Origin of the sequence: Klebsiella sp. 2680 (assembly GCF_900198535.1) — a bacterium.
GTDB classification, from domain to species: domain Bacteria; phylum Pseudomonadota; class Gammaproteobacteria; order Enterobacterales; family Enterobacteriaceae; genus Klebsiella; species Klebsiella indica.
Window position 1 is genome coordinate 154,095 of record NZ_FZNJ01000004.1, and the last position, 12,184, is coordinate 166,278.

8 protein-coding genes are annotated in these 12,184 nt (G+C 52.9%); 5 read left to right on the forward strand and 3 right to left on the reverse strand.

Annotation, left to right across the window (positions count from 1 at the left end):
• Positions 1-301: 301 nt before the first annotated feature.
• The 4 genes from adhE (at position 302) to FN037_RS17935 (ending at position 7,509) form a co-directional block, all read left to right on the forward strand.
• Positions 302-2,971, forward strand: a complete 2,670-nt coding sequence (gene adhE, locus FN037_RS17920) for a bifunctional acetaldehyde-CoA/alcohol dehydrogenase (protein ID WP_142502861.1) — start codon at positions 302-304, stop codon at positions 2,969-2,971.
• Positions 2,972-3,102: 131 nt separating this feature from the next.
• Complete coding sequence (locus FN037_RS17925) at positions 3,103-4,614, forward strand: CoA-acylating methylmalonate-semialdehyde dehydrogenase (protein ID WP_138361660.1); 1,512 nt, start codon at positions 3,103-3,105, stop codon at positions 4,612-4,614.
• Positions 4,615-4,839: 225 nt separating this feature from the next.
• Complete coding sequence (locus tag FN037_RS17930) at positions 4,840-5,982, forward strand: iron-containing alcohol dehydrogenase (protein WP_138361661.1); 1,143 nt, start codon at positions 4,840-4,842, stop codon at positions 5,980-5,982.
• A gap of 318 nt (positions 5,983-6,300) precedes the next feature.
• Complete coding sequence (locus FN037_RS17935) at positions 6,301-7,509, forward strand: aldose 1-epimerase family protein (RefSeq protein WP_142502862.1); 1,209 nt, start codon at positions 6,301-6,303, stop codon at positions 7,507-7,509.
• An 81-nt stretch (positions 7,510-7,590) separates the two neighbouring features.
• Here the strand turns inward: FN037_RS17935 and mpl are convergent, their stop codons facing one another.
• Positions 7,591-8,964: a UDP-N-acetylmuramate:L-alanyl-gamma-D-glutamyl-meso-diaminopimelate ligase gene (gene mpl, locus FN037_RS17940; protein WP_138361663.1), complete on the reverse strand. Its 1,374-nt coding sequence runs from the start codon at positions 8,962-8,964 to the stop codon at positions 7,591-7,593.
• Between the two features lie 175 nt (positions 8,965-9,139).
• Between mpl and fbp the strand changes: the two genes are divergently transcribed.
• Entirely contained in the window at positions 9,140-10,138 is a 999-nt protein-coding gene (gene fbp, locus FN037_RS17945) for a class 1 fructose-bisphosphatase (protein ID WP_138361664.1), read from the forward strand.
• Positions 10,139-10,178: 40 nt separating this feature from the next.
• On the opposite strand, the gene yjfF is transcribed toward fbp, so the two are convergent.
• Together yjfF and ytfT are read right to left on the reverse strand one after the other, a co-directional pair.
• Positions 10,179-11,165: a galactofuranose ABC transporter, permease protein YjfF gene (gene yjfF / locus FN037_RS17950; protein ID WP_138361665.1), complete on the reverse strand. Its 987-nt coding sequence runs from the start codon at positions 11,163-11,165 to the stop codon at positions 10,179-10,181.
• Positions 11,152-12,177, reverse strand: coding sequence for a galactofuranose ABC transporter, ATP-binding protein YtfT (gene ytfT / locus FN037_RS17955; RefSeq protein ID WP_142502863.1), 1,026 nt, complete (start codon positions 12,175-12,177; stop codon positions 11,152-11,154). The genes yjfF and ytfT overlap by 14 nt, the downstream gene beginning before the upstream one ends.
• Positions 12,178-12,184: the final 7 nt, after the last annotated feature.

Consider the following 12,184-nt stretch of genomic DNA (forward strand, 5'->3'; position numbering starts at 1 on the left):
CATATCTGTTTGTTTTTATTAATCTCGATATAAAAGTCCGCTTGTTAAAGCGCTGCTCTTTTCAGCAGTTTGCTTATCTTTGATCCATCTCTCAAAACGGTTTTTGTATTTCATTCATTATTGTAATTGAAAAATAAATTTCATTATGGCGTGAATAAAAACCGAATCACACGTTGGCACATTCCGATCGGTCAGTTCTGTTAATTAAAACCAGGCATCTGCAGTGGCGGACGGTTTGGCGTCATTACAGTTAAGGCACGCGTTTTACTTAAGAGAATTGAATCCCTTATGGAGAAAACTTATGTCACTCATAACCAGTAATGACGATCTCGACGCCCTGGTCGCACGGGTACGAAAAGCGCAGCAGGCGTATGCGACCTTTCCTCAGGAGAAAGTCGACAAAATATTCCGCGCCGCGGCGCTGGCCGCTGCCGATGCTCGTATTCCGCTGGCAAAAATGGCGGTCGCCGAGTCCGGCATGGGCATCGTTGAAGATAAAGTCATTAAAAATCACTTCGCTTCCGAATATATCTACAACGCCTATAAAGATGAAAAAACCTGCGGGGTGCTTAGCGAGGATGAAGCCTTCGGCACGATCACTATCGCCGAACCCATCGGGCTGATCTGCGGCATTGTTCCCACCACCAACCCGACCTCCACCGCCATTTTTAAATCGCTGATTAGCTTAAAAACCCGTAATGGGATCATCTTTTCTCCGCATCCGCGGGCGAAAAATGCCACTAATCGTGCAGCGGAAATCGTACTGCGCGCAGCAGTCGAAGCCGGTGCGCCGCCGGATATCATTGGCTGGATTAACGAGCCAACCGTTGAATTATCTAACCGACTGATGCACCACCCGAATATCAATCTGATCCTCGCGACCGGTGGGCCGGGCATGGTGAAAGCCGCTTACAGTTCCGGTAAACCAGCAATTGGCGTCGGTGCAGGCAACACGCCGGTGGTAATTGATGAAACTGCCGATGTGAAGCGCGCGGTGGCCTCTATTCTGATGTCAAAAACCTTCGATAACGGCGTTATCTGCGCCTCCGAACAGTCGGTCGTGGTGGTGGATGCCGTCTATGACGCGGTTCGCGAGCGCTTTGCCAGCCACGGCGGCTATCTGCTGCAGGGCAAAGAACTGAAAGCGGTTCAGGGAATTCTGCTAAAAAATGGCGCGCTCAATGCGGCGATTGTCGGCCAGTCGGCGGTTAAAATCGCCGAAATGGCCGGGATCAGCGTTCCTGTGGAGACCAAAATTTTAATTGGCGAAGTCAACGTTATCGATGACAGCGAGCCTTTTGCCCATGAGAAGCTTTCGCCGACGCTGGCGATGTACCGGGCAAAAGATTTTGCCGACGCCGTGGAAAAAGCGGTGAAGCTGGTGGATATGGGCGGTATCGGCCACACCTCTTGTCTCTATACCGATCAGGATAACCAGTCAGACCGGGTAATGGCTTTTGGCGAAAAAATGAAAACCGCACGCATTCTGATTAATACCCCGACCTCCCATGGCGGGATCGGCGATCTCTATAACTTCAGTCTCGCCCCTTCCCTGACGCTGGGCTGCGGCTCCTGGGGGGGGAACTCCATCTCGGAAAACGTCGGGCCTAAGCACTTGATCAACAAGAAAACCGTGGCTAAGCGAGCTGAAAATATGCTGTGGCATAAACTTCCCAAATCTATCTATTTTCGCCGCGGTTCCCTGCCCATCGCCCTGGCGGAAGTGATCGGCGATGGCCATAAGCGCGCACTGCTCGTGACTGACCGCTTCCTGTTTAACAATGGCTATGCTGACCAGATCACCTCCGTGCTGAAAGCGGCTGGCGTTGAAACTGAAGTTTTCTTTGAAGTTGAAGCAGACCCGACGCTGACTATCGTGCGTAAAGGCGCGGAGCTGGCAAACTCCTTCAAACCAGACGTGATCATCGCGCTGGGCGGCGGCTCCCCGATGGATGCGGCAAAAATCATGTGGGTCATGTATGAACATCCGGAAACTCACTTTGAAGAGCTGGCGCTGCGCTTTATGGATATCCGTAAACGTATCTACACCTTTCCGAAAATGGGCGTCAAAGCCCGGATGGTCGCCATCACCACAACGTCGGGCACCGGCTCTGAAGTGACGCCATTTGCGGTGGTGACCGATGATGCCACCGGACAGAAATATCCGCTGGCAGACTACGCGCTGACCCCGGATATGGCGATTGTCGATGCAAATCTGGTAATGGACATGCCGAAATCCCTGTGTGCTTTCGGCGGTCTGGATGCGGTCACGCACGCGCTGGAAGCTTACGTTTCCGTACTGGCGTCCGAGTATTCCGATGGCCAGGCGCTGCAGGCGCTGAAACTGCTGAAAGCGTACTTGCCAGCCTCCTATCATGAAGGATCGAAAAACCCGGTGGCCCGTGAACGTGTCCATAATGCGGCAACCATCGCCGGGATCGCCTTTGCCAATGCCTTCCTCGGCGTGTGCCACTCTATGGCGCATAAACTGGGTTCCCAGTTCCACATTCCTCACGGTCTGGCGAACGCCCTGATGATCTGCAACGTCATCCGTTATAACGCTAACGACAACCCGACCAAGCAGACGGCATTCAGCCAGTATGACCGTCCGCAAGCCCGCCGTCGTTATGCGGAAATTGCCGACCACCTCGGCCTGAGCGCGCCGGGCGATCGCACCGCGGCGAAAATCGAGAAGCTGCTGGCATGGCTGGAGATCCTCAAAGCCGATCTGGGTATTCCAAAATCCATCCGCGAAGCGGGCGTGCAGGAAGCGGATTTCCTGGCTCAGGTAGACAAGCTGTCTGAAGATGCGTTCGACGATCAGTGTACCGGAGCGAACCCACGCTATCCGCTTATTGCCGAATTAAAACAACTGCTGTTAGACAGCTTCTACGGCAATAAATATACGGAAAAACCACGGGTTGCGGCCACCGAAAAATCCACCAAACCGGAGGCCATCACTGAGAAATAACAACTGTGTCGCCTGACAGATTCACACGAGTCCCTGACCCGGCAGCAGAAAATTAACCATGGGTTATTTTCGCCGCCAGGTCAGAACCTGATTTTTAGAGCACGTAGAACGATATCATCATGGAGAAAAATATGACTACCGTCCCAAGATTGAAATATTTCGTTGATGGTCAATGGCGCGTTTCGCAGACCGAACGCTATATGGACGTCTATAACCCAAGTACCGGGGAGGTCATGGCTCAGGCTCCCTGCTGTACCGAGCAAGAAGTGCTGGATGCGATTGCCGCAGCCCGTAAAGCCTTTCCGGCGTGGTCAAATACTCCGGCAATTAAACGCTCACAAATTATGTACCGCGTTCGCGAATTATTAATTCAGAACCAGGAACGCTTAACCGAGCTAGTGGCAAAAGAGAACGGTAAGGCCTGGGGCGATGCCGAAGGTGATGTATTAAAAGCAAAAGAAGGCACCGAGCTTGCCTGCGGCATCCCGACATTGATCGCGGGTGAAAACCTGATGGACGCGTCATCCGGGATCGACACCAACCTTTATCGCGAACCCATTGGCGTATTCGCCGGTATCGTGCCTTTTAACTTCCCCGCGATGATCCCGATGGGCTGGATGACGCCGTTATGCGTCGCTTCCGGTAATACAATAGTGATCAAAGCCGCCAGTATGACCCCGATGACCTGCATGGAGATCGCCAAACTTTATCAGGAAGCAGGCGTGCCGGATGGCGTGATTAACATTGTGACCTGCTCACGTAATGAGGCCGATATTCTGCTGACTCATCCCGATGTTAACGGCGTCTCCTTTGTCGGCTCCACCTCCGTGGGTCTCCACGTTTATTCCAAAGCTGCCGCCCACGGTAAACGCGTCCAGGCGCTGTGCGAAGCGAAAAACCATGCGCTGGTGCTGGCCGACGCACCGATTAACCGCACCGCTGCCGGGATTATCAACGCCGCGTTCGGCTGCGCAGGCGAACGCTGCATGGCGCTGCCGGTGGTCGTTGTACAGGAAGAGATCGCCGATAAATTGATTGCCGCGGTCGTCGAAAAAGCCAAACAGCTCAAAGTCGGCCCGGGCTATTTGCGCGATACCGATATGGGTCCGGTGATTTCCAAAAGCCACAAACAGTCGGTCATCAACTGGATTAATAAAGGGCTCGAAGAAGGCGCCAGGCTGGTTCTCGATGGGCGTGACATTAAAGTGCCGGGCCAGGAGAACGGTTTCTACGTCGGGCCAACCGTGCTGGATCACGTCACCGAGAAAATGAGCGTCGGCACAACAGAAATCTTCGGGCCGGTCCTGTGCTTTAAACGGGTGAAAACCTTCGAGGAAGGTCTGCAGGTCATGAACAATAACCCTTTCGCCAATGGCTCGGTTATTTTCACCCAGAGCGGCTACTACGCCCGTGAGTTCCAGAAACGTACCCACGGCGGCATGGTAGGGATTAACGTCGGCATCCCGGTACCGGTTGGCGTGTTCCCGTTCTCAGGCCATAAACACTCTTTCTTCGGCGATCTGCACTGTCTGGGTAAAGATGGCGTACGTTTCTATACCGAATCAAAATGCGTCACTACGCGCTGGTTTGATGAAGAAGAAGCGAAGCGTGAAAAAGTCGACTCCTGGGACGGTACGATTTAATCGGCAAATAAAATCTTTACCCTAAATAATTCGAGTTGCAGGGAAAAATGGTCAACCGTTTTTAACAGTGCCTGCAACTTGAAGCATAACGGAAATCACTCCCTCCAGATATTGCGACAGCAATATCTGGGGTATTAATGGGATTTTTTTACTCTGCACCTGTCATTGCATCTCACATGGCCAATGCACACTAAAAAAATCCTTAATATTAAAATGGAGTTCCCTATGATCCAGGCCTTCTCAATTCCACGCAGTATTATTTATGGCGAAAATGCTTTAGAACATCTGTCGACGCTAAGCGGTAAAAAAGCGGCATTAGTCACCGGCGGCAGTTCAATGAAGCGCTTTGGTTTTCTGGATAAAGCCATCACTGAACTTAACAAAGCGGGTATCGAATGCATTATTATCGATAATGTTGAACCTAATCCGTCAATTAAAACTGTCTGGCGCGGCGCAAAAGAGATGCTGGCCTTTGAGCCTGACTGGATAGTGGCAATCGGCGGCGGTTCCGCGCTTGATGCCGCCAAAGTCATGTGGTGTTTCTATGAGCACCCGCAATTGACGTTCGAAGAGATCATCCCGGTCGGCGCCATGCCGCCGCTGCGCAACAAAGCCCGGTTTGTTGCGATCCCGTCCACCAGCGGCAGCGCATCAGAAATCACCGCATTCTCGGTGATTACCGATACGGCGAATCATATTAAGTACCCCATTGTCGCCGCCGATCTGGTACCAGATATCGCCATTCTCGATCCCACGATCCCGGCTAAAATGCCGCCGCACGTCACCGTCCACACCGGTATGGATGTCCTGACCCACGCGATTGAAGCCTATGTATCCACCGCATCCAACTCGTTTACCGACCCCTATGCAGTAGAAGCTATTCGCCTGGTGTTTACATATCTGGAAACAGCATACCGCTCGCCTGATGATTTAAACGCTCGCATGCATATGCATAATGCCTCTGCGCTGGCGGGAATCGCCTTTACCAATGCATCGTTAGGATTAGTGCATTCAATGGCGCATAAAATTGGCGGCGAGTTCGGCATTACACATGGCCTGGCAAACGCCATTATGTTGCCTTATATCATCCAGTATAATGCGAAATTCACGAAAAAATATCACCAGCTTGAAGCCGCGTTAGGGATAACTAATCTGATTGAGAAGATTAAAGATCTGAATACACGTCTGGAAATCCCACCAACATTAAGTCAGTGTAATGAAGTTGATATTAATGAAGTGACTTTCGTGAATGTTCTCGACAGAATGAGCGCCAATGCCGTCGACGATCCCTGCACATTAACAAACCCCAACTATCCGTCGGTTCAGGATGTGAAGGGGTTATATACTAAAGCATTCTACGGCGCATAATCGCCATCCCGTCGGCTTTTTAAACCGCAAAATACGTTGCATCAGGCGGTAGGGGTTATCCACACCTCTACCGCCTTCTTTTTTCTGTTCCCGTCGCAGGATAAATCAAAGATGAATCGTTAAAGCTAAAAACGATTAAGTTCACATATTTCATATATATGAATGGTTAATTACAAATAAAAATGAGATTTAAATCTCATTTATAGATATAAAATCGCATATTTCCTCACCAGGTGAAACATCTCACATTTCAAAAATCCAGTTACCACTAAATTTCCCGAACCAGAAACACAATCGATTCAGCAAAAGGGATGAAAAATGAAAAAGACATTAGCTTTAACAGCAATCACCATGCTTATCTCTGGGCCGGTCATGGCAAAAACATGGGTGCTGACAAACGCTGAAAGCGGCATGGATAAAGGAAACTGGCAAATAACCAGCGATCAGCTGAAGATAAAAGATCATACCTTCAGCATTGAGCAAAAAGTGCTGCACGGCGGTAAACAGGAGGGCAGTAAAATCCTCATAATCCGCAGCAAAGATGGCCTGACTATTACCCTGAGCCCGACCCGTGGCATGGATCTGCTGAAAATTGAAGGTTTCGGCTCGCGAATGGGCTGGGACTCACCGGTAAAAGAGGTGGTCAACCCGGCCTTTATTAACCTGGAAAGTCGTAATGGTCTGGGTTGGCTGGAAGGGTTCAATGAGATGATGGTGCGCTGCGGTTATGAATGGACCGGCCATCCGGTGACCGCCGACGGGCAAATTTATACCCTGCATGGCAGAGCCGGCAACACGCCAGCCTCTCAGGTAGAAGTTGAGGTGGCGGATAGCGCGCCTTATGAAATTCGCGTGCGCGGGCTAATAAAAGAGAGCGCCTTCAAGAAAGTGAATTTACAAACCATGACTGAGCTGCGCTATGTGCCTGGCAGCAATAGCTTCAGCCTGCATGATGTCTTAACCAACCACGCCGACTATCCTCATGATTATCAAATCATCTATCACAGCAACTTCGGTAAACCGATCCTCGAAGAAGGCGCCCGATTTATCGCGCCAATATCCAGTATCAGCCCGTTCAATGACTATGCTAAAGCCGGTTTAAAAACCTGGCAAACCTACGCCGGTCCGACCAAAAATTTCGATGAGATGGTCTTTAATATCCAGCCGCTGGCGGATGCTAATCATCAGAGCCTGGCTGCGGTGGTCAACAAAGCGGGAGATAAAGGCGCGTCCATTCAGTTCGATACCCGGCAGCTACCGGTGCTGACGCTATGGAAAAATACTGATACCGAGAAACAAGGCTATGTGACCGGTATTGAACCCGGCACCAGCTACGCCTATCCGGTAACCATCGAGCGTGAACAGAAACGCGTTAAGCAGCTTCAGCCTGGGGCCAGCACGCAATTCGATCTGACCTATACATTGCTGCATAACAGCAAACAAGTGGCCGACATTGAGAAGAAAATTGCCGCTATTCAAGGAAATACCCCAGTCGCGGAAAACGAAACGCCGATCGCGAAAGAGTAATGTCACGCACAGAGGATAGCGTAACCCGGTAACGAAAAGCATCTGCCCTCACACAGAGGGCAGATAAACAAAGCGTCTCGCTTACCCGGCAGCCTGCGCTTTTTTCGCCAGCTTATCGAGCAGCTTCTGATGAATGCCGCCAAACCCGCCGTTACTCATCACCAGAATGTGGTCGCCCGGATGCGCGGTTTTGACAATCATATCCACCAGATTATCGACATCGGCGCTCCAGTGCGCAGGCTGTACGCAGGCGTCAGCCACTTCAGCGACCTGCCACGGAATATGCTGAGGCTGCAGCAGGAAGACTTCATCCGCGCGACCAAGCGATGGCGCCAGGTCGTCTTTGCAAATGCCCATTTTCATAGTGTTGGAACGCGGTTCAAGCACGGCAAGAATTCGCGCGGTACCGCCAACTTTGCCGCGCAGCGCCTGCAAAGTCGCCAGAATCGCCGTCGGGTGGTGGGCAAAATCGTCGTATACGGTGACGCCGTTGGCTTCGCCGCGAAGTTCCAGACGGCGGCGGGCGTTGATAAAGCTGCCCAGCGCATTGGCCGCATCGGCAGGCTGTACGCCGACATGCCGGGCGGCGGCAATGGCCATCAGGCCGTTATGCATATTATGTTCACCGACCAGCGCCCACTTCACCTCGCCAACTTTCTCTCCGTCCAGCCACACTTCCCATGAGGAAGCATCGGTGGTCAGCTTTTTCGCCTGCCAGTGGCCCTGTTCGCCGACCAGTTCCTGCTCGCTCCAGCAGCCCATCGCCATCGTCTGTTTCAGATTGATGTCGTTCTCAGGCAGAATGATTTTGCCCTTGCCCGGCACAATGCGCACCAGATGATGGAACTGTTTCTGGATGGCCTTCAGATCGTCAAAGATATCCGCATGATCAAACTCAAGGTTATTGAGAATCAACGTACGCGGGCAGTAGTGAACGAACTTAGAGCGCTTATCGAAGAAAGCACAGTCATATTCATCGGCTTCAATCACGAAGAACGGGCTGTCGCCAAGGCGCGCGGACACATCAAAGTTGCCCGGTACGCCGCCGATGACAAAGCCCGGCTTGTAGCCACAGGCTTCAAGGATCCAGGTCGCCATCCCGGCGGTGGTGGTTTTACCATGCGTCCCGGCAACCGCCAGCACCCAGCGATCGCGCAGGACAAAGTCGTGCAGCCACTGCGGCCCGGACATATACGGGATGTTATTTTCCAGCACCGCTTCCACGCACGGGTTGCCGCGCGTCATCGCGTTACCGATGATCACCAGATCCGGCTGCGGATCCAGCTGGCTGGCATCATACCCCTGGATTAATTCAATTCCCTGAGTTTCCAGCAAGGTACTCATCGGCGGATAAACGTTCGCATCCGACCCCGTTACCTCATGACCAAGGGAGCGCGCCAGCACCGCCAGCCCCCCCATAAACGTGCCACAGATTCCTAAAATATGAATGCGCATTCGTCATTTCCTTCTCTTATCTGAAGCACAGTTTACCGGGATGTTGGGGGGGAAAGAAATGCATTTAGGGCGAATCCGCATTTTGCTGGCGCGATTCACCTGTGCGAACTTTTTTTATTCTTTGTTAAGATTGTGATGTTCGTTTTACTTCACATAAACATGCAGGGAACGGGTTATGAAAACGTTAGGTGAATTTATTGTCGAAAAGCAGCATGAGTTCTCTCACGCTACTGGCGAGCTTACTGCTTTGTTGTCGGCGATAAAGTTAGGCGCCAAGATCATCCACCGCGATATCAATAAGGCCGGTCTGGTCGATATCCTGGGTGCCAGCGGTGCGGAAAACGTTCAGGGCGAGGTACAACAAAAACTCGACCTGTTCGCCAATGAAAAATTAAAAGCTGCACTGCGAGCACGTGATATTGTTGCCGGGATCGCCTCTGAAGAAGAAGATGAAATCGTCGTCTTTGAAGGGTGCGAACACGCCAAATACGTGGTGCTGATGGACCCTCTGGATGGCTCCTCTAACATTGACGTTAATGTCTCGGTCGGCACGATTTTCTCTATCTATCGTCGCGTCACACCGGTGGGCACGCCCGTTACCGAAGAAGATTTTCTGCAACCGGGTAACCGGCAGGTCGCCGCAGGCTATGTGGTTTACGGCTCCTCGACGATGCTGGTCTATACCACCGGCTGCGGCGTCCACGCTTTTACCTACGACCCGTCCCTTGGCGTCTTCTGCCTGTGTCAGGAGCGCATGCGCTTCCCGGAAAAAGGCAACACCTATTCCATCAACGAAGGCAACTACATCAAATTCCCGATGGGCGTGAAGAAGTACATCAAGTACTGCCAGGAAGAAGATAAAGAGACCCAGCGCCCCTACACCTCGCGCTATATCGGTTCTCTGGTGGCGGATTTCCACCGTAACCTGCTAAAAGGCGGCATCTATCTCTACCCGAGCACCGCCAGCCACCCGGAAGGTAAGCTGCGCCTGCTGTATGAATGCAACCCGATGGCGTTCCTCGCTGAACAGGCGGGCGGCAAAGCCAGTGATGGCAAAGAGCGCATTCTGGATATTATCCCGGAAAGCCTGCACCAGCGTCGCTCTTTCTTCGTCGGCAATAATCATATGGTGGAAGACGTCGAGAACTTTATTAAAGCGTTCCCGGACGCGTAAAGCCCTTCCCCCTCCTGATGACGGGAGGGGGCATCTCCCCTCAGCGCTCCACTCTTGATACCGGCGAGCTCTGCCGATTTTCCCATAATACCGTCAGACCTCGCTGAAACGCGATAAAGATAAACAGCAGAATGCCAATGGCGATCTTGGTCCACCATGAACTCAGCGTACCGTCGAAGTTGATATAGGTTTGAATCAGCCCCTGAATCGCAACGCCAAACAAGGTGCCCAGCACCGTCCCGACACCGCCGCTTAACAGCGTGCCGCCAATCACCACCGAAGCGATCGCATCCAGCTCGACCCCCACGCCCGCCAGCGCATAGCCCGCCTGGGTATAAATGGAAAAAACGATCCCCGCCAGCGTCGCCAGCCCGGTGGAAAGCATATAGATGCGGATCGTCGTGCTGCGCGTAGAGATCCCCATCAGATTTGCCGATGTTGCATTGCCGCCAATAGCATAAACCTGATTGCCAAAACGAGTACGGTGAGCCAGAAAAATCCCTACCACCACCACCAGCAGCATCAGCAGCCCCATCGCGCTCAGACGACCGCCGCCGGGTATCATCCATGCCAGTCCGGAGAGGGTGTCATACAGCGGATGATTGATGGGGATTGACTCTTCGGAAACCAGATAGCTGACACCGCGCAAGAAAAACATCCCGGCGAGCGTGATGATGAACGCCGGGATCTTCAGCGCATCGATCAGCAAGCCCATAAATGCGCCAAAAGCACACCCCATCACCAGCACCAGCGGAAACGCCACCAGCGGCGAAAATCCCCAGAAGCCGATCGCTTTGGCGAGAAATACGCCAGTAAAGGCGATAACCGATCCCACCGACAGATCGATCCCGCCGGAGAGGATCACGAAAGTCATGCCGACGGCGATAATCCCAAGAAAAGCATTATCGGTCAGGATATTGCAGATTACCCGCGTCGAAGCAAATCCCGGAAACTGAACCAGGCAGTAGAGGTACCCCAGCAGAAATACCGCCAGGGTGATCATTAACGGTAAATTACGTTTTATCATGGCTGCGCATCCCCTTCAGTAAACTGATAAAGCGCGGCGACTGGACAACCAGCACGCACAGCACCACCACCGCTTTGACGACCTGGTTAAGTTCCGGCTGGAATCCCGACAGCAGGATCCCGGTATTCATCCCCTGGATAATCAGCGCCCCAACCACCGAAAGCAGCAGGTTAAAACGCCCCCCCAGCAGCGAACCGCCGCCGATCACCACCGCCAGAATAGCGTCCATCTCCAGCCATAAACCGGCATTATTGGCATCGGCCCCGCGAATATCCGCCGCGACAATAATCCCGGCAATCGCCGCACAAACGCCGCTTAATACATAGGCCAGCATCACCACAATGCGGGTATTCACCCCGGCGTTTTTCGCCGCGCGAATGTTAATGCCCACCGCTTCGATAAACATCCCCAGCGCGGTCTTGCGGGTAAACAGCCAGAACAGCAGCAGCGTGAGGACAGCGATAATCACCGGCGTCGGGAAAAGCAGCAGCGAACCGCTGCCAAGCCATGCAAGGTGTGGGGAATCAAAGGTCACAATCTGCCCGGAAGTGATTAACTGCGCCACGCCGCGACCGGCAACCATCAGGATTAACGTGGCGACAAAAGGCTGGATCTTCAGCATCGCCACCAGGATCCCGTTCCACAGACCGGCCAGCGCGCCAGCGGCCAGCGAGGCCAGCAGCACCACCGGCAGACTGTGTCCCGCCACGGTCATCGACGCCGCCGTCGCGCCGGCAATCGCCATCACCGCTCCGACAGAGAGGTCAATCCCGCCGGTGGCGATAACCAGCGTCATGCCGATCGCCAGCAGGGCAACCGGCGCTGCGCGGTTCAAAATATCAATGGGGCTTCCGAACAGCCGCCCTTCCTGGAGCACTATCTGGTAGAAATGCGGGGAAACCATGCTGTCGATCACCAGCACCAGCAGTAAGGCAATAATTTGCGGCATCCCCTTTGGCCAGGTAAAGCGCCGTTTCGGCTGTCCGGTTTTCGGAACTGATTGAGGCATCATCGGTTAC

Excerpts from the sequence above, each read along its gene's own strand:
- yjfF (WP_138361665.1), bottom strand. The coding sequence starts at position 11,165 with ATGATAAAACGTAATTTACCGTTAATGATCACCCTGGCGGTATTTCTG.
- FN037_RS17930 (WP_138361661.1), top strand. The coding sequence starts at position 4,840 with ATGATCCAGGCCTTCTCAATTCCACGCAGTATTATTTATGGCGAAAAT.
- FN037_RS17935 (WP_142502862.1), top strand. The coding sequence starts at position 6,301 with ATGAAAAAGACATTAGCTTTAACAGCAATCACCATGCTTATCTCTGGG.
- mpl (WP_138361663.1), bottom strand. The coding sequence starts at position 8,964 with ATGCGCATTCATATTTTAGGAATCTGTGGCACGTTTATGGGGGGGCTG.
- ytfT (WP_142502863.1), bottom strand. The coding sequence starts at position 12,177 with ATGATGCCTCAATCAGTTCCGAAAACCGGACAGCCGAAACGGCGCTTT.
- fbp (WP_138361664.1), top strand. The coding sequence starts at position 9,140 with ATGAAAACGTTAGGTGAATTTATTGTCGAAAAGCAGCATGAGTTCTCT.
- FN037_RS17925 (WP_138361660.1), top strand. The coding sequence starts at position 3,103 with ATGACTACCGTCCCAAGATTGAAATATTTCGTTGATGGTCAATGGCGC.
- adhE (WP_142502861.1), top strand. The coding sequence starts at position 302 with ATGTCACTCATAACCAGTAATGACGATCTCGACGCCCTGGTCGCACGG.